This window comes from Enterococcus sp. HMSC076E04 (genome assembly GCF_001814285.1).
In the GTDB taxonomy this organism is placed as follows: Bacteria; Bacillota; Bacilli; order Lactobacillales; family Enterococcaceae; genus Enterococcus_B; species Enterococcus_B lactis.
In genome coordinates, this window is the sequence record NZ_KV815580.1 from 35,041 (window position 1) to 52,829 (window position 17,789).

Consider the following 17,789-nt stretch of genomic DNA (forward strand, 5'->3'; position numbering starts at 1 on the left):
CTTTTTAATAAGATACGTAAAAGCGGCTGTTTTTTATTGTAAATATTTTTTTACAGGTGCAAAACTTTTGCGATGGATTGGCGTAATCCCTTGTCTTTCAAGTCCTTCTAAGTGTTCCTTTGTTCCATAGCCTGCATTATGCGAGAAACCATACCCAGGATAAAGCACGTCATATTCTTTCATCAATTGGTCTCGATATACTTTAGCAATGATACTTGCAGCCGCAATCGACACAGATCGTGCATCCCCTTTGATTATTTTTTCCTGCTGTATAGGCAAATCCAAGGTCATCGCATCGATCAACAAATAGCTTGGTGCAATAGACAAGTTTTCTACTGCTTGGATCATCGCCAATTTACTTGCTTCATAAATATTCACTTCATCGATTGCCTGCTGATCAATGATTCCGATCCCGATGGCCAAAGCTTTTTCTTGAATTTGTTGAGAAAGAAGTTCTCGTTTTTTCTCTGATAACTGTTTTGAATCATTCAGCCCTAATATGATCTCATTTTTCGGCAAGATAACTGCAGCTGCCACGACAGGTCCAGCTAACGGTCCTCTTCCTACTTCATCAATGCCGGCAATCCATTGGTGACCTTGTGCGTACCCTTGTTTTTCAAAGCAAAACATTTCTTCATATTTTTCCTTGATCAATGCCTCTTTTTTCAATCGTCGTTCAAAAGAAACTAGCGCTTGCTGTACGCCTTTGCGTGGATCGTTTCTCAATGATTCTAGTGTAGGATCATCTATTCTCTGTATGCTTTTCAATCGTTCTTTGATACTTTGGATGGATTCATTCATCGCTTTTTTGCTCTATTTCTTCGCAACGATCCAATGTGTATCGACCAAGTTTTCCTTGACGGATATCATGCACGACTAGTTCGCTGCCGCGATCATAGTCTTCTTTATACCCACGTTTTGCTGTGATATCCATCAGCAATTCCGGTGCCAATTTTTCTTCTTGCTCGATTGGCAAACCATAACGATCGCTGATTCTTCCTGAATAATATCGGGCAAAAAAGTCCAATCCGTAAATCGCCAAATCATCTAAATGGACAAGTTGGTCTTTGATGGCGCCTGTCAGCGCTAGTTTTTTGCCGATTTCTTCATCTTCAAATTTAGGCCATAAAATCCCTGGTGTGTCTAACAATTCCAACTCGTTACCTAAACGAAGCCACTGCTGACCTTTTGTTACACCTGGTTTATTTCCTGTCTGAGCAATTTTTTTGCCTACTAGTCGATTCATCAACGTAGACTTTCCAACATTCGGAATACCCAACACCATTGCCCGAATAGCGCGAGGCTTGATCCCACGAGCAGCGTCTCTTGCTCGCTTTTCTTTCAACGCTTCTTTAGCTGCAGGTACTAGCCCTTTGATTCCTTTACTTTCTTGTGCCGTGATAGCTAACGCAAGGTGGCCTTGCTTACGAAAATATTCTTGCCACAGCTTTGTCTGTTGTGGATCTGCTAGATCCGCTTTATTCAACAAAACAAGCCGAGGCTTTTGCTGAATGATCTGATCTAGCATTGGATTACGAGAAGATAAAGGTAAACGTGCATCTACCAATTCAAATACGATGTCCACATATTTCATTTTTTCAGAAACTTCTCGTCGGGCTTTTGCCATGTGTCCTGGAAACCATTGGATGGTCATTGTTCTCTCCATTCCTTTCATATCGGAATATTCTCCGACTTTACTTGTTTTTTTTCAATATATATTCACTTTTTCTATTATAAAAAAATCCTATCTATTAGTTAAGTGAAAGTGAACCAGTCCTCATTCTATCACATCTTCTCTTTTTTGATGATGTAAATTTTTTATTTTGATCTCTCTATACGAGCCTGATTTTTTGACAGCGCTTCCTAAATAAGAGATGATGGACGAACAAAGCAGAAAGGAGACGAAACAAATGAATAGTATGGTTTTTGTTAATTTTCCTGTTGCCGATGTCAATCGTTCCGTTGCTTTTTATGAAAAGCTTGGGTTTAAAAAAAACGAAGAATTCTCTACTGAAGAAGCTAGTTCAATGGTGTGGGATGACACTTTTTGGGTGATGCTCCTCTCTCATGATTTTTATAAAAAATTTATAAAAGATAAAGAAATAGCCGATAATAAAAAAACAAGTGGCGCTTTGATTTCGTTTAGCATGGACAACGCGGACAAAGTAAAAAAATTCGCTCAAATTGCCAAAGAAAATGGTGGTACTTTCCACGAAGTCGATATGGGAATACCTGAAGAAGAAATGTTTTCATTAGAAGTCCAAGATTTGGATGGAAACACATTAGAACCCGTATGGATGAAGATGTAAGCAGATAACGAAACTGACGTTTTTATAACAAAAAAATAGAGATGGGTGATATGATAAGTATTCTCCACCTCTATTTTTTTCGATCGTACAATTGCCTTTTTTACAGTTTATAAAATCAGTCTTCTTCTCCTTTTATTAGTCGTTGGATGGTTACTTTTGTAAATCGCAAAGGTGTCATGACACATCGGCGATTTTATGGTATCCTTTTCTTATTAACTGACAAAGGAGAGAATATTTTGAACACTTTGATTGCAAAAGACGTTTTTAGATTGCCTGAAATGAATGCAAGATTGTTATCGACCTCTGCCCTTTTATTAGCCCTTGATGTCATCTTATACAAGATAGCGATTGGTCCTGCTTATTTTCAAGTCACATTCGGATTTTTAAGTATGGCGCTTATGGGTTATCTATATGGGCCGATCTGGGCTGGTTTGCTTGAAATGTTGTCGAACACTTTGAATTTCACAATATTTGGTTCAGGTACGTTTCAAGCTGCTTTTCTTATCACAGCATTCCTTGGTGGGTTTATCAATGGCTTATTTTTATATCATAAAAAGATAAATCTGCTTTCCGTCATCGCCGCCCAACTATTGATTATGATTCCAGTTAGCCTTTTTATCAATTCTTGGCTGATGTCTGTTTTGTTTGGTGCAGATTTCAAAGTGATTTTTCTAGGCAGGGTTATCAGGAATATGATTCAGATTCCTATTCAAGTAACAGTCGTTTATTCATTTATCAAAGCTTTAGAGGCTAGAAAAGTGTTTAAACGAGCTGTTTGATTTTATGTACTAAGGTAATATGCTGATTTTGGACCAAACGATAAAGAGGTTGTGACAAAAGAATGGTCACAACCTCTTTATTATTTCTCACTGGATCCATTTTATTTCATCAAGCGGATAATACACAAATCTTGCTTTACCTAAAATATCCGTTTTATTGATCGTACCAAATGAGCGGCTATCTTTTGAAACTCTTCGATTATCTCCAAGTACAAAGTAACTATCTTCGGGAAGCTTCGATTGACCCGTCAGTTCTTGTAGTGTGAAGTCCGTCGTATAGGACGCATTTGCATGATCTGACTTCATGTTTTTAGTTAGATAAGGCTCCTTCACTACTTTTCCATTGATCTTCAATTGATCATTTTGGTAGCTAACATTTTCTCCTGGAAGCCCAATCACTCGTTTGATATAAATCGTCCCATCTGCTAATTGAAAAACAACAATATCAAATCGTCTGATCTCCGAAAATTTTTCCATCACAACCATGTCGCCTTGTTTCAAGACATTTTCCATTGAATTGCCTTCCACTGGTACAGGGATGAACAAAAATCCCCGCAACATGAACGCAATGAATACAGAAACAAGCAAGTATTTGAATATAAGCCAGAAGCGATCAATATAGCGTTGTTTTTTTGTCAATCTCTATCAATCCATCCCTCGTTTTTTCATTCTTTCTTTATTATAAGAAAAATATCAAAAAAATGCGACTAGATAGCTGAAATAAAAATAATTCTTTCTATCAAACTGTTGGACAAAAAGCGCTTGGATCATAAATGGAAAGCCAATTTTTATAAGTCATGATTGTTCTCTAAATATTTTTCCCAGGCTTCGTCAAAAATATCCATGGATGGCAAATAGTCGACATTCAATTCTAGATAACTAGAAATTTCTTCGTAGCTAGAGCTATGCTTAGGGAATTGGATATCTTTACCGGCTTCTGTAGCAAAAATAGATAAAGTATCATGTGCACCACCGCCTCGCAGTGTCATTAAATAGTGAAAAAAGCTTCGATTCACCCTTCGTTCCTCCAATTTTCTTCAATAAAGGCAGCCCGGCGTGCATGGTTTCTTTTAAAATTTTCAGCATGCTTTTTATAATACTCTTGATGGTCTTCTTCTGCTAGATAAAATGGTTGGGCTGGTTCGATTTTCGTAACGATTGGCTGTTCGAAACGTCCACTTTCAGCTAGCTGTTTCTTACTTTTTTCAGCAATGATCCGTTGTTCTTCTGTCAAATAAAAGATGACCGGACGGTAATTGTCGCCGCGATCCTCAAATTGTCCAAAAGCATCAGTCGGATCCGTTTGCTGCCAGTAAAGTTCTACTAACTGTTCATATGAAATCAATGTTGGATCATAGATAATCTCCACGGCTTCCGTATGTCCAGTCGTTTGGCTTTTTACTTGTTCATAAGTTGGATCTGGTACGTGTCCTCCAGTATATCCTGACATCACTGTATGAATACCAGGAAGCGTATCGAAAGGTTGGATCATACACCAGAAGCAGCCTCCTGCAAATATTGCTCGTTCCATTATTATTCCTCCTCTAATACTACTCATTTGATGTTTTATTGTTCTCTTTTGTTTTGCTTTCAGTACTGCTGTTGCTAGTTTTGTTTGTATTTGAGTTGTTTGAAGCATCAGAGGTATCTTTTGGCAAATATAGACTAAATCGAATGTCATCATTTACTAAGTCGATTTTATCTGCTTTAATATACATCCCGTTTTGCATTCGGAATTGATCTAATCTAAGCATGATAGTCAAATCATCTGTATTAACTTCGATCCAATCTGGCAATTTATAGTTTCTCTTGATCATATTCATCACATCTTTGATTGGCAAACTCAATGTTCCAATAGAAAGACTTCTAGCTTTTAGTTGGACATTTCCATTTTCCATCACATAAGGATCAAAATATAAATAGAAATTGATAGGAAAACCTAATACTTCGAAAGTACCATTGAGCAGTGCTTCATTTTCCAAATAGAATTTATATTCGATATCACTATCTTTTTGATACTCACTAAGGAAAAAGCTAATGATTTGATTGACTTTTTCTTTATTTGAATTGATCGTGAGGACAGGATCGCCTTGCCTTTCCGTGAGGGCAGGTATTTCTGGGAGTTCTGGTTCCCGATTAGCAAAAATACGGCTACCTAAAAATACTGTCGAACCGAGTACTACCCCAAGAAGGATAAGAAAGGCGACTTTCCAGTAATTCATTTTCTTTGCTTTGTTTGAAGTTGCTCCAGATCTTGTTTTCATGTTTTTTAATCGTCCTCCTTCTCTAGCCATTGGTTTTGTGTCTCGATCAGCTGATCTCTCACTGCATTTGCCATCAATTGATAACCTAAATTATTCGGATGGAAATGATCTTCTTCGTAAAGCACATTGTTTTTGATGCCATTTAGATTTTCTGTCGTGCTAGTTGTTTGATCTGTGCCTTCTTCTGTGACACCTACTTCCTGAATCAATCCTTGATAAAGCAAATCGTTGATTGGGATAAAGTAGCAGTTCGGCATTTTTTTCGTCACCGTTTCTGTTCCTTTGTTCCAATTATTAACGATGGTCTGCATGTCAGTGATTTCAGGAAAGTTCAAATAAAATGGATTGTAGATGCCTAAAATATAAATTGGCGCGGTTTTATTGAGGGATCGAAATTCTTCCAATAGTTCTGTGACATTTTCCTGATAGTTTTTCAGTGGTTTTTTAAAGGAATTGACCGTTAACCCGAACAAATTATTTTGGATAACTTTCATCAAATCATTTCCGCCAACAGTCAGCGTGATAAAATCAGCTGTTTTGATATTGTTTCGAATTTCTTCTTTTGTTTTTACTCGCTTTAAGATCTGGTCACTTCGTTCACCATTTACACCATAATTTTCTGTTTCAACCGCAGTCAAATTATAACGGTCTTTTAGATCATTTGCGACAAGGGGAACGAAGCCTCCTTGTTTGGTTTGATCTCCTACTCCTTCAGTCAGCGAATCTCCGATAGCTATGTAGTGAAGTTTTTCTTTTTTATTTGGATCTTCTCTCACAGTAGTTACTGGTTTCATTAGAGGGCCAGCTTTCGGTATGGAAGCAGCTAGACCTGCATAGATGATGATCGCAATTAATAATGGGAACAAAACGAGGATCAAATGTCGTTTCGTTAATTTCATCTTTTCACCTCTTGTATTCGATTGGTCTAATGTTATCAAAAATTTTCTCAAAAAGGTAGTCTTTATGAAAAAAGAAAATAATTATTTTCCTATTTTTACAAAGAAAAAGAGAATAAGCTAAAAGCCTTGCAGGCTGAGGGCTTATCCTCTTTTTGACTAGTCTACGTAATACATGATTGCAAACGCGTCTTTCCCAGTATGCGTAGCGATAACCGGATTCGTATGCAGTACAGGGATATGCATATCAGGAAACAATTCTTGCAGACCTTCTTTGAATTCTTGTGCCAATTCTTTTGCATCCGCATGTGAGATGCCGATTTGCCGCACATTTGGCAATTCTTTCAGTTCGTTTTTCAAATTATTGAACCATTTGTCGAACGTTTTCTTTCCTCGCCCCTTCGTTACAGGAATCAATTCAGAGTGGGCGAAATTCATCACCACGCGTATGTTCAAAACACTAGACAGTAAACCAGTCGTTCGGCTAATTCTTCCACCTTTTACCAAGTTGTCTAGTGTGGAAATTCCGATGTATAATTTTGTATGATCTTGTACTTTTTTGACTTCTTCAAGGATTTCCTCTACTGATTTACCTTCTTTTGCTAATTCAGCTGCTCGAATTACCTGAAACGATAATCCTTGGTCAGTGGTATCACTGTCGATAACCGTTACTTTCGTTTTTGTTAAATTACTAGCTTGTCTTGCTGCTTCTACTGTTCCACTCAAGCCTTTTGTCATGTGGATCGAAATCACTTCACTGCCGTCTTCTCCTAACTCATCATACATTGAGATGAATTCTCCAATCGGTGGTTGGCTGGTTTTTGGCAGATTTTTTGCTTTCGCCATCATTTCCATAAATCTTTCACCGTCTAATTGGTCATCATCCGGATATACTGTTCCGTCGATCATGATGGATAGCGGCATGACACGAATGCCTAAAGCGTCGCGTATGTTTTTTTCCATCGTACATGAAGAATCTGTTACGATTTTTACGTTTGTCATTATTTTCTCTCTCTTTCTTTAACAAGATGCCTTATTCATGTTAAACTACATGTAAGACAATTTCTATTTTTAGTATAACAGACAAATAATGATTTTTCATTAATTACACCTAGTAAAGGAGCCGTTTTCATGGAAAAAACGAAATTTAATCGAACGTATGAAATATTAAATGAAGTGTTTAATGCAATCACCCATGGAATTGGGACTGGATTGAGTATCGCAGGACTAGTGATTCTTTTGATAAAGGGTGCCCACTTGCATTCCTCACTCCATATTGTCTCTTATGCTATCTATGGATCGATGATGATTCTTTTATTTTTAACGTCTACGTTGTTTCATTCATTGATTTTTACAAAAGCAAAAAAGGTGTTCCAAGTATTCGATCATAGTTCGATTTTTCTTTTGATTGCAGGAAGTTATACTCCTTTTTGTTTGCTGAGTATCCGAGGATGGCTAGGTTGGACTTTATTTGTATTGATCTGGTTGTTTGCGATTCTTGGCATTATATATAAAGCGTTGACGTTGCATAAACGCGAGAGAGTATCAAAAGTATCTACGATCATCTATATTTTTATGGGGTGGCTCTGTGTCGTGGCTGCTGTTCCTCTTTATCATTCTCTTGGAATGACTGGTGTTATTTTGATGGTGGCAGGCGGCCTTTCTTACACGATAGGCGCATTCTTTTATAGTTTGAATTCTATCCGCTATATGCATGTTGTTTGGCATTTGTTTGTTATGTTAGGTGCAGGTTTTATGTACTTCTCTGTTTTATTCTTTACTTAATAAAAAAGCTATTGATGGGTCAGCTCTAAATAAAAGCTGTTCCATCAATAGTTTTTTTTATCGTCTATTCGCCTGTCCCTTTTTTTAAAGGATTCTCATTACGCTGATAGGTTTCAAATTGATGCGGGTAACGATTTTTTTCATCTATTTCTCCTTGACTCGTATTGATCAATGACCAATCAGACCAGTCAACAGGTGGAAAATAAGCATCTCCATCAAATACATGATGGATGACTGTCCGGTATAATATCGTACAAAATGGTAGAAATTCTTGATAAACAGCTGAACCTCCAGCGATGAAAAAAATACCGTCTGTTTCTTTTTCCAAGGCAAGCACTTCTTCTACACTATGCATAACATGCACGCCTTCTGCTGTATAGGAAGGATCTCTAGTCAAAACAATCGTTTGACGATTCGGCAACGGACGGCTGCCCATCCCTTCGAAAGTTTTACGTCCCATCACTAATGTATTTGCTTCTGTCATTTGTTTAAAGAATTTCAGATCATTTGGCAAACGCCAAGGAAGGCGGTCTTCTTTTCCAATCAATCCGTTTTCGTCCTGTGCCCAAATTGCAGCTAACATTTTCTCATCCTTTCTGATTTTAAACAGCGATAGGCGCTTTGATTGTTGGATGTGGGTCATATCCTTCTAACTGGATATCTTCCATCTCAAAATCAAATACTGACTGCTTTTCCTGATTCAAAGCTAAAGTTGGAAATGCGCGTACTTCTCGGCTTAATTGTTCTTTCATTTGTTCGATATGGTTGATATAAAGATGAGCATCTCCTAATGTATGAACAAATTCTCCCACCTCTAAACCTGTTTCATGTGCAATCAAGTGAGTCAGCAACGCATAACTTGCAATATTGAACGGAACACCTAGAAAGACATCCCCACTACGTTGATACAATTGGCAGCTTAACCGTCCCTCTTGCACATAAAATTGAAACATTGTATGGCAAGGAGGCAAAGCCATGCTAGGAACATCTTCTGGATTCCATGCAGAGACAATCAATCTTCTAGAATCAGGTGTCTTTTTGATTGCTTCGATCACTTCTTTGATTTGATCGATAAAACCGCCGTCTTTTGTCTCCCAATGCCGCCATTGATAACCGTAGATGTGACCAAGATCACCGTATTTCTCAGCAAAGGAATCATCTGTTAGGATCTTTTCGCAAAAAAGTTTGCTCTGCTTTTTGTATTCTTCATTGAATTCAGGATCTGCCAAACTTCTATGTCCAAAATCAGTCATATCTGGTCCGTTATAATCTGTACTTTTGATATAGCGTTCAAATGCCCACTCATCCCAAATATGGTTTTTATTTTGTAATAGATAGCGGATGTTCGTATCTCCTTTTAAAAACCAAAGCAGTTCGCTTTTGATCAAGCCAAAAGGTACTCGTTTCGTTGTTAACAAAGGAAACCCTTTTTGCAGATCAAACCGCATTTGGTACCCGAATAAACTTAACGTACCCGTGCCCGTTCTGTCTTCTTTACGATGTCCTTCTTCCAACAATTTTCTTCCTAAGTCAAGATACGCTTGTTCCATCCCTTTTCCTCCTAATCTTCTGCCCATTCACTCAAATATTCCCAACGTGCCATTTTTTCTTCAAGTTGTGCTTCTGTCTCAGATACGTCGTTTTGCAATTCCTGTAACCGAGTGAAATCATCACCTTGATGATTCATCTCTTCTTGGAGCAATGAGATTTTTTCTTCAAGTTCTGCAATATCCTCTTCAATCGTTTCCCATTCTTTTTGCTCCATATAAGATAATTTTTTCTTTCCAGCAGGTTCCTTGCTCTGTGTTTTTGGCTTCACTTTTTCAGCAGGCTGCTGGAGTTCTTTTTGCTTCAGCAAATAACTGGACATGTTTCCATAATAAAGTTCTTGTTTTCCGTTTCCTTGGAATACCAATAGCTTATCTGCTACCTTATCCAAGAAATAACGGTCATGGGAAACAGTGATTACAGCACCTGGGAAACTTCTGAAATAGTCTTCCAAAATCGTCAATGTTGCTATGTCCAAATCATTGGTCGGTTCATCCAATAATAACACATTGGGTTGTTGGATCAGCAGTTTCAACAAAAACAATCGCCGTTTTTCTCCGCCTGAAAGTTTGCCAATCAGTGTCCCATGCATAAATCTCGGAAATAAAAATCGTTCAAGTAATTCTGCTACCCCGATTTGACTGCCATCAGCCGTTTTTGCTTCTTCAGCAGCTTCTTGCAAGTAAGCAATCATCCGTTTATCTGGTGCCATTTCTTCATTTTCTTGTGTATAATACGCAAGCCGAACCGTTTCACCGATAGAAATTGTACCGCTACCCAGAGGAATTCTGCCAGCTAGAATATTAAGCAATGTCGATTTCCCTGCCCCATTTTTACCAGTAATTCCTAGCCTTTCCCGAGATTGAATCAGCAAATCTAAATGTTCTAGCAGTGTTTGGTCATTTATACGGTAACTGCCATCTTTGATTTCCAGTACTTTTTTTCCTAAACGTTGTGTCGCTAGATTCAATTCTAAGTCATCTTCTTGGTTTACTTGATATAAATTCTCCTTTAGATCTTCGAAACGGTTGATTCGTGCTTGCTGCTTGGTACCGCGAGCCTGCACTCCTGCCCTCATCCATGCTAGTTCTTGCTTATAAAGCCGCTTGCGCTTTTCTTCTTGTTCTACTTCTACACGATCACGTTCTGCTTTTTCTAAGACGTAAGCTTCATAATTTCCTTTGTACTCGTATAATTTCCCAAATGAAAGTTCGAAGATCCGGTTTGCTACTCTATCTAGAAAATACCGATCGTGGGTAACCATCAGTAGGGCGCCACGGTATTGTTTCAAATAGTTTTCCAACCACTCGATCGCTTGATAATCCAAATGGTTTGTTGGCTCGTCTAGTAATAGTAAATCGGGTTCATCAATCAGCACTTGAGCTAAACTAACTCGTTTTTTCTGTCCACCCGATAGCGTATTTATTTTTTTATCTAATTCACTGATTCCTAATTTTTGCAAAATAATCTTCGCATTGGTATCTGTAGTCCAAGCATCTTCTTTATTCATTTGTTCTTCTACTTTAGCATAACGTTTTTGCACATTAGGGTCTTCTCCATTTTCCCCTAGTTCGATCAATGCTTCCTCATATGCTCGAACAGTTTGGATCAAGGGACTGTTTCCTTGAAAGACTGCTTGGAGAACAGTTAATTCATCGGAAAATTCAGCTGCTTGAGAAAGATAACCTATACGGTAATCAGTTGGATAAAACACTGTTTGCCGATCGCCATCGCCGCTATCGATACCAGCAATAATATTTAAGAGACTTGTTTTACCCGTCCCGTTCGTCCCAATCAACCCGATACGGTCTTTTTCGTGGATCAAAAAAGAAATCTGGTCAAACAAATCTTTTTCACCATAAGTTTTTTTGAGGTCAGTTACTTTTAATTCTTTCAACGTGTTCCCTCCTTATCTTGGATATTGTATCATAAAAATAGTGAACTTCAGGAAAATTTTTTTCGAATTTGTTCTTTTTGTGTTCCAAAAAAAGAACAGGACCAATCCGATCCTGTTCTGACATGTTTTGTTTTTATCGTTCTTGAAAATCTATTTTTTTATTTCGTTGCGCTCGATTTTTTTGACTTTGCTCGAAACGCAAATCGGAAAGAAAAGTTATCTGACGGTTTGTTCATCGTATAAGATTCTAACAAATTGATATTCCTACGGTAGCTATTCGCAGAAAACGTCGTGATTTTCTCAGCAACTTCGTATTCATCAATGATTTTTCTTTCAAGATAATAACCTCTCAGCATTTTTTTCGTAAACAGGCTATCTTGCTGGATCATCCACGAAGAAATCAAATTCCCCGAGCTCATTTTTATTCCCTCAAGTTTGCGTTGCTGGATAAAAAATTGAAGCATCGTTTCATCATAAATATCAGTCAAGTTATCTAAACTTTCAATAATCAATTGGGTATTTTTTTGATATGTCTCCCTGATTTCTTGGATATCTTCATCACTAATAAATGTCTGACGATCCGCATACCTTCTTTGCCAAAACATTTTGGGGTGGAGAACGATTCGCATCAACCTACGGACAACAATGAACCAAAAGCCGATAAAAGATAAAAATTGACTGGTGATCGAATGTTCGAACCGGGAAAGAAAACGGGAATAAAAGCGATAACCATTAGAAGAAAGTTTACCCGAACGATAACTTTCATCTAATCCGTCGCGTTCGATCGACAAAATCAGCGCTTGTATTTCTTGTACTTCTTGCTTTTCATCATCGGTTAAATCTTCCAAGTACAGATCACGTATCCGTTCCTGGTAATTTTCTATCACTGCTTCAGTGGCTAAAAATTCTTTTGTATCACGATCAATTTCCTTTATTTCTTTTCGCAAAACTTCAACGACCTCTTCTAAGATCATCAAAGCATTCAAATCCGTACTTTTCGCTTCCTCTGTTTCCGTCAGCATAGGCAAGACAATGATCCCTATGACCAAAGTCACTAAGATGACACCGGCCGTCAGAAACAAAAGTAAAGATCGCTGGTAAAACATCATATTATTGATCGAAAAGGGCAAAATAAAGATCGTAGCCAAACTGACTGTTCCCTTTACACCGCCAAATGTCAAAATCAAGATCTCGTTCAACTGTTTTTTGAACTTTTTACTGCCATCTTTGAATACATAAAAAAGACTGATGGAAATGAATCTAATCACAAAAAGCATAATAGAGATCAATACGATAATTGCTAACAAAAGACCGTTTGGATATAAACCGTCGCCCCATACCGGCGAGAATACTTGTGTCAGTTCGATTCCTAAGAATATAAACACTAATGCATTCAGTGTAAAAGCAATAGTTGTCCATGTACTGTGGGACAAACTCGATAACTCTGCATCAAACACGGTGATTCTCCTAAAACCAGAAGCTTGGAGAATACCTGCTGCTACTGCAGCAATGATCCCAGATACATCAAATGCCTCTGCCAATACATAGGCTAGAAAAGGAAGCAAAAGTTCGATGAGCAGATACCCTGTGACATCTTGTGCCGATGCTTTTTCAATCAAATGGATTATTTTTTGTTTGAACCAGACAAGCAAAAAACCGATCAAAGCTCCACCAATACTGGAGACCACTAAACTCATCCCAGCATTTACTGCGGAAAAAGAACCGGTGATCAGCGCACCAAGAGCAAACTGGAAGGCAGTAACACCAGATGCGTCATTCAACAGGCCTTCTCCTTCTAAAATATGCATTGCTTTCTTAGGGATATTCACCCGTCCAGAAAGCGAACTGACTGCCACCGCATCTGTCGGACCTAACGCTGCTCCAAAAGCAAAGCAGGCAGCAAGAGGGACACTTGGCAACAGGAATGACAACGTCGCACCTACGCCGACAAGGGTCAAAATGACTCCGCCAAATGCCAAGAACAGAATCGTCCCGAAATTTTTGAGAATCGAAGAAATATCTGCTTTTTCTCCTTCTCTAAATAATAATGGTGCAATGATCATAACCAAGAACAATTCAGGTTCAAAATCAACTGATTGTCCCCACTCTGTCAGACCTAATACCACTCCAAGGAAAATTTGGATCAGTGGAGCTGGGATCATTGGCAAAATGCGGCTAGCTATGTTCGATAAGGTGATCGTTACTGCAAATACAATAACTAACTCAGCAAATTCCATCGTTCATCCCCTTTATTTTTTATTTTGTGTAAGCATTTTTAAAAATTGTTCTTTTTTCTTTAAAATTTTGGTTTCAACTACTTCAACTTGTGTTTGATTTCCCTCTAATTCACACTGTACACGTTTTGACTCCAAACGAAGCAGATCATGTTTCAGACGTTCCAACTGACGATACATCAATATATTTCTTTTACGCAACTTACAAAGTATTTGACGGCGGTCATCCATCGAAAGGGCGCCATAGCGATCATGCAACAGTTTTTTTTGTTGTTCAAAACTTTCTCTCATTTTCTAGATCTCCTATACACAAACTTCCATCATTATAGCAAAGTTCTCTTTGAATGAAAAATATTTCATTGTTTCATCGTTTATTGCTAGTTAGAAATTTCCATAAATTTTTCAACGCCTCATTCTATTCCAAATAGTCTCAGATATCAAGTAAAACTTAAGAAAGATAAAAGTTTCTAACAAAAATAATATTCGTTTTTTTATCATATCCTCCTTGTTCCTTTGTCATAACAAAAAAAAGACTGTGACAAAAATCTTGTCACAGCCCCTTATTCTGAATAAATGGTGTTCTAGAGACAGCCTATCAGCCATAAGGCACGATTTTGTAAAATATGAGAAGCTATTTTTCAACATCACTTCTTATCGCTCCTGCGGTTACTCGTCGCAATTTTTTTGTTAGAGTTTTCATCATCGCTCAAGGCTGAATGTCTCTTTCACAACCTCATTTTTTGCGTAAAATCAATTTATTCGAAAAATTCTCCGTATACATCTTCTACACGTTGGTCTGGGTTGATTACGATGTACAAGTTACCTGTTTTTTCGCTGATTTTTGTAGATTGGTATTGGTTGTCTAATCCTTCTGTTCCTTTATCTAGATATGGGAAGTATACAAGATCAGGTGTTTCATTGCGATAAAGGATTTCCATTCGTTCGATATCTTCGTATTTCAATGCACGATTAAACATGCCCATTTCCAGTCCACCTAAGTTGATATCATGTGTCGCAACTGCGTCCCCTTCATGGAAGATTTCGATTTTAAATCCGGCACATGGATGGATTTCAACAAATTCACTGCCGTTGATCCGTCCAAAACTTGTTGTGATTTGTTTGATCCAAAGATCGCCGATGTGGCGGCGGTTAATCGTCCATGTTTCTCCATTTCTAAAATAAAATTTTAGCGCTGTCATTTCTTTACTCATTAAAAAGACTCCTTTATGATGTAATTTATTCTTGTACTTCCTCAGTTTAGCACAAATTTATGTAAGTGGTCACATTTTATGTTTTTTCTTCTAATGACGTATCTGCCCAGTTTAAGTAGCTAGCCAAGCTGAGCAGATACAGTCTAGCGTTTTTTAAATCAATTTTTCTTTCGATAAAAAATCCAAAACCTGTTTTTTATCATTTTCTATTCTTTGTTCTACGACAGCTTTTTCAGCTGATTGCAAAGCTTCACTAACCCACTTGCCAGGTTTTTTTCCACTTTCTTCCAACAAGATTTTACCATCTATAGCTAATTCGCTTAATGACTTGATAGGTAAACGATCATAGGATTCTTCTACGACATCCATCTGTGGTGTTTCATCAAAATAAGTCATCAATTCTTCTACTTGCAATGCATGCTCTTTGCCTAAGAAGTATAATTCGAACGGTTCTAAAACTCCAGTTTTTCGTTGACGCAGTCCTTGAACAAGTGCTTGGACATCCTTGATCATTTGATTGGAACACTTCCACGATTTCAAAAAGGAGCGGATTTCATTTTCTTTTAGATCCAGTTGACTGATTAATAATGTCCATGCTTGACTCTCTTCTTTCAATGGAACGGAAGGTAATTCAGCAAAGCGTAAAAGTGCTTCACCTTCTTCTCTCAAACCAGGGCAGCAAATATAACATTCTGTTTCAATGAATGCATGGATTCCTGCAGACCGTTCATTTCCCAAAAGCATCTTGATGAATTCCACATTTATACGTTCTACAGATATTTTGCCTAATAGCTCGTGGTTTTCTTTGATGGCGTAGAAGGTTTCTTCCTCTAATTTGAATCCTAATTGACTGACAAAACGCAACCCGCGCATCATTCGCAAGGCATCTTCATGGAACCGCTCATGAGGATTGCCTACAGCTCGCAAGATTTGTTCTTCTAAATCTTGCAGGCCATCGAACAAATCGATGATTTCGCCGTCTTCTTTCAAAGCAAAGGCATTGATTGTAAAATCTCTTCGTTTTAAGTCTTCTTCCAACGAACGAACGAATTCTACATGATCTGGTCTGCGGTAGTCTTGATAAGTTGATTCCGTCCGAAATGTGGTGATTTCATATTGTTCATCGTTTTCTAATACCAATACAGTCCCGTGTTCGATCCCGATATCTATCGTTTTTGGAAAAAGCTGTTTGATTTCTTCTGGAAATGCGCTTGTTGCGATATCCACATCATGGATCGGCTGGTTCAGCAAGATATCACGAACACTTCCACCTACAAAATAAGCTTCATATCCTGCATTTTCTAATTTTTTCAGAACTGGAATTGCCTTTTGGTATTCCAGAGGTAATTGTTTTAATTTCATTTTTCCAACCTTTCCTGTGTGTTTCTTGTACTGAGATAAGCAATCAGTTGCATGATGCCTGATTGATACGTCCGTTTTAGCGGCTTCAAAGCACAAACCACTTCATCTTTCTTACTTGTCCTTCCGTTCAAAGCGGTTATAGTCTCTGTGATTGAATTTTTCCATATTTTTTTCAAAAACATCAGTTAAGTCGATATTCAATGAATTAGCCATGATCATCGTAACGAATAAAACATCTCCAAGTTCTTCTGCTACCGAGTTATCTGGTTCCGAAGCTTTTTTGCTTTTTTCTCCATAAGTGTGGTTGACTTCTCTGGCCAATTCACCTACTTCTTCCGTTAATCGAGCCAGCTGAGCTAATGGAGAGAAATACCCGACCTTGAATTGTTGGATATATTCATCTACTTCCTGCTGCATACTGTATAAAGAACGTTTTTCATCCATCTTTTTCCCTCCAAAACTATCTTACCAAAACTTTAACGCAAATCCTAGATAAGAGCAATTGAGAAAATCGAATTTCCATGCTACATTTAGGAAGGATTTTCTAAATGGAGATTCTGTGAAAATACATAATTGAAAGCTGGGATTCATATGGCCACACGGAAAACAGTAAAAGAAGTACTTTTTATTATTATAGGAACGAGTATTTACGCATTTGGACTTGTTTATTTGAACATCGCTAATCACTTAGCAGAAGGGGGCGTCTCAGGAATCACCTTGATCTTGAGAGCTTTATTCGGAATTGATCCAGCTTATACGACTTTATTAATCAATATCCCGTTGATTTTACTAGGGGGAAAGATCCTCGGAAAACGTTCTTTAGCCTACACTGTTCTAGGTACACTCTCTTTGTCATTCTTTTTATGGATCTGGCAACGGGTTCCGCTAGAAATCAATTTACAGCATGATCTACTGATCGTTTCTCTACTTGCGGGTTTGGTTGCAGGGGTAGGAAGCGGGATCGTCTATCGGATGGGTGGAACAACAGGCGGAAGCGATATTATCGCTCGGATTTTAGAACAAAATTACGGCATCTCCATGGGGCGTTCTCTATTGGCATTCGATATCATCGTCTTGCTTGCTTCCTTAACCTATATCGACTTGAAACGCATGATGTATACATTGATCGTTTCCTATGTTTTCAGTCGCGTAATTGATTCAATCTTGGATGGTGGGTATTCTGCAAAAGGTCTGCTTGTCGTCTCTAACAAAAGCGAAGAAATTGCACCGCTGCTGATGACCGGTCTGCAAAGAGGTGTCACCTTCCTCTCTGGCGAAGGCGCATTCTCTGGAAATTCAAAAAAGATCATCTACATGGTCGTTAGTTCTAGTGAATTAACGGAAGCCAAGAGAATTGTCCACGAGATTGACGAAAAAGCTTTTCTGTCGATCATTAATGTGCATGAAGTTGAAGGGCAAGGGTTTACCTATTTGAAGCCACAAACAAGATTACTGAAAAAACGATAAAAAAGACAAGGGGCAGCTGGATTTGGAATCTTTCCTC

Annotated in this window: 20 protein-coding genes; 4 read left to right on the top strand and 16 right to left on the bottom strand. The window is 38.0% G+C overall.

Annotated elements, in window-relative coordinates:
- Window positions 1-33: 33 nt before the first annotated feature.
- Window positions 34-801 (bottom strand): ribonuclease HII, encoded by a 768-nt coding sequence (locus HMPREF2961_RS04220; RefSeq protein ID WP_002315203.1) that lies wholly within the window; start codon window positions 799-801, stop codon window positions 34-36.
- On the bottom strand, window positions 794-1,654 hold the full coding sequence (gene ylqF / locus HMPREF2961_RS04225; RefSeq protein WP_070704033.1) for a ribosome biogenesis GTPase YlqF: 861 nt from the start codon (window positions 1,652-1,654) through the stop codon (window positions 794-796). Before ylqF ends, HMPREF2961_RS04220 begins: the two co-directional genes overlap by 8 nt.
- A gap of 256 nt (window positions 1,655-1,910) precedes the next feature.
- Here ylqF and HMPREF2961_RS04230 point away from each other — a divergent pair, with 256 nt between their 5' ends.
- Both HMPREF2961_RS04230 and HMPREF2961_RS04235 read left to right on the top strand, forming a co-directional pair.
- Window positions 1,911-2,309 carry a VOC family protein gene (locus HMPREF2961_RS04230; RefSeq protein WP_002290207.1) on the top strand — a complete coding sequence of 133 codons (399 nt, stop codon included), beginning with the start codon at window positions 1,911-1,913 and terminating at the stop codon, window positions 2,307-2,309.
- Window positions 2,310-2,545: 236 nt separating this feature from the next.
- Complete coding sequence (locus HMPREF2961_RS04235; RefSeq protein ID WP_002315205.1) at window positions 2,546-3,088, top strand: folate family ECF transporter S component; 543 nt, start codon at window positions 2,546-2,548, stop codon at window positions 3,086-3,088.
- An 87-nt stretch (window positions 3,089-3,175) separates the two neighbouring features.
- Here the strand turns inward: HMPREF2961_RS04235 and lepB are convergent, their stop codons facing one another.
- The 6 genes from lepB to HMPREF2961_RS04265 all read right to left on the bottom strand — a co-directional run bounded on the left by lepB (window position 3,176) and on the right by HMPREF2961_RS04265 (window position 7,250).
- Window positions 3,176-3,727, bottom strand: coding sequence for a signal peptidase I (gene lepB, locus HMPREF2961_RS04240; protein WP_002290203.1), 552 nt, complete (start codon window positions 3,725-3,727; stop codon window positions 3,176-3,178).
- 149 nt (window positions 3,728-3,876) lie between these two features.
- A complete protein-coding gene (locus tag HMPREF2961_RS04245) occupies window positions 3,877-4,104 on the bottom strand; it encodes a YozE family protein (RefSeq protein ID WP_002309571.1) in 228 nt (75 codons plus the stop codon).
- A complete protein-coding gene (gene msrA, locus HMPREF2961_RS04250) occupies window positions 4,101-4,619 on the bottom strand; it encodes a peptide-methionine (S)-S-oxide reductase MsrA (RefSeq protein ID WP_002315206.1) in 519 nt (172 codons plus the stop codon). The genes HMPREF2961_RS04245 and msrA overlap by 4 nt, the downstream gene beginning before the upstream one ends.
- 19 nt (window positions 4,620-4,638) lie before the next feature.
- Window positions 4,639-5,352 carry a YpmS family protein gene (locus tag HMPREF2961_RS04255; protein WP_002315207.1) on the bottom strand — a complete coding sequence of 238 codons (714 nt, stop codon included), beginning with the start codon at window positions 5,350-5,352 and terminating at the stop codon, window positions 4,639-4,641.
- Between the two features lie 5 nt (window positions 5,353-5,357).
- Window positions 5,358-6,251 (bottom strand): SGNH/GDSL hydrolase family protein, encoded by an 894-nt coding sequence (locus HMPREF2961_RS04260; protein ID WP_070704012.1) that lies wholly within the window; start codon window positions 6,249-6,251, stop codon window positions 5,358-5,360.
- Between the two features lie 156 nt (window positions 6,252-6,407).
- Entirely contained in the window at window positions 6,408-7,250 is an 843-nt protein-coding gene (locus HMPREF2961_RS04265; protein WP_002290196.1) for a DegV family protein, read from the bottom strand.
- A gap of 129 nt (window positions 7,251-7,379) precedes the next feature.
- On the opposite strand from HMPREF2961_RS04265, the gene HMPREF2961_RS04270 reads away from it, so the two are divergent.
- Complete coding sequence (locus HMPREF2961_RS04270) at window positions 7,380-8,033, top strand: PAQR family membrane homeostasis protein TrhA (protein ID WP_002290194.1); 654 nt, start codon at window positions 7,380-7,382, stop codon at window positions 8,031-8,033.
- Between the two features lie 64 nt (window positions 8,034-8,097).
- On the opposite strand, the gene HMPREF2961_RS04275 is transcribed toward HMPREF2961_RS04270, so the two are convergent.
- The 8 genes from HMPREF2961_RS04275 to HMPREF2961_RS04310 all read right to left on the bottom strand — a co-directional run bounded on the left by HMPREF2961_RS04275 (window position 8,098) and on the right by HMPREF2961_RS04310 (window position 16,729).
- A complete protein-coding gene (locus HMPREF2961_RS04275) occupies window positions 8,098-8,616 on the bottom strand; it encodes a dihydrofolate reductase (protein ID WP_002290193.1) in 519 nt (172 codons plus the stop codon).
- A gap of 19 nt (window positions 8,617-8,635) precedes the next feature.
- Window positions 8,636-9,583 (bottom strand): thymidylate synthase, encoded by a 948-nt coding sequence (locus HMPREF2961_RS04280; protein ID WP_002290192.1) that lies wholly within the window; start codon window positions 9,581-9,583, stop codon window positions 8,636-8,638.
- An 11-nt stretch (window positions 9,584-9,594) separates the two neighbouring features.
- Window positions 9,595-11,478 carry an ABC-F family ATP-binding cassette domain-containing protein gene (locus HMPREF2961_RS04285; RefSeq protein ID WP_002315210.1) on the bottom strand — a complete coding sequence of 628 codons (1,884 nt, stop codon included), beginning with the start codon at window positions 11,476-11,478 and terminating at the stop codon, window positions 9,595-9,597.
- Window positions 11,479-11,636: 158 nt separating this feature from the next.
- Window positions 11,637-13,715 carry a cation:proton antiporter gene (locus HMPREF2961_RS04290; RefSeq protein WP_002290189.1) on the bottom strand — a complete coding sequence of 693 codons (2,079 nt, stop codon included), beginning with the start codon at window positions 13,713-13,715 and terminating at the stop codon, window positions 11,637-11,639.
- A gap of 12 nt (window positions 13,716-13,727) precedes the next feature.
- A complete protein-coding gene (locus HMPREF2961_RS04295; protein ID WP_002290188.1) occupies window positions 13,728-14,003 on the bottom strand; it encodes a hypothetical protein in 276 nt (91 codons plus the stop codon).
- A 464-nt stretch (window positions 14,004-14,467) separates the two neighbouring features.
- The gene (locus HMPREF2961_RS04300) at window positions 14,468-14,923 is read right to left on the bottom strand and encodes a hypothetical protein (RefSeq protein WP_070704015.1); all 456 of its coding nucleotides are present in this window, start codon (window positions 14,921-14,923) and stop codon (window positions 14,468-14,470) included.
- Window positions 14,924-15,076: 153 nt separating this feature from the next.
- Entirely contained in the window at window positions 15,077-16,285 is a 1,209-nt protein-coding gene (locus HMPREF2961_RS04305; RefSeq protein WP_024636190.1) for a CCA tRNA nucleotidyltransferase, read from the bottom strand.
- Window positions 16,286-16,396: 111 nt separating this feature from the next.
- Complete coding sequence (locus tag HMPREF2961_RS04310; protein WP_002315213.1) at window positions 16,397-16,729, bottom strand: nucleotide pyrophosphohydrolase; 333 nt, start codon at window positions 16,727-16,729, stop codon at window positions 16,397-16,399.
- 147 nt (window positions 16,730-16,876) lie between these two features.
- Here HMPREF2961_RS04310 and HMPREF2961_RS04315 point away from each other — a divergent pair, with 147 nt between their 5' ends.
- Window positions 16,877-17,752 (top strand): YitT family protein, encoded by an 876-nt coding sequence (locus tag HMPREF2961_RS04315; RefSeq protein WP_002290183.1) that lies wholly within the window; start codon window positions 16,877-16,879, stop codon window positions 17,750-17,752.
- Window positions 17,753-17,789: the final 37 nt, after the last annotated feature.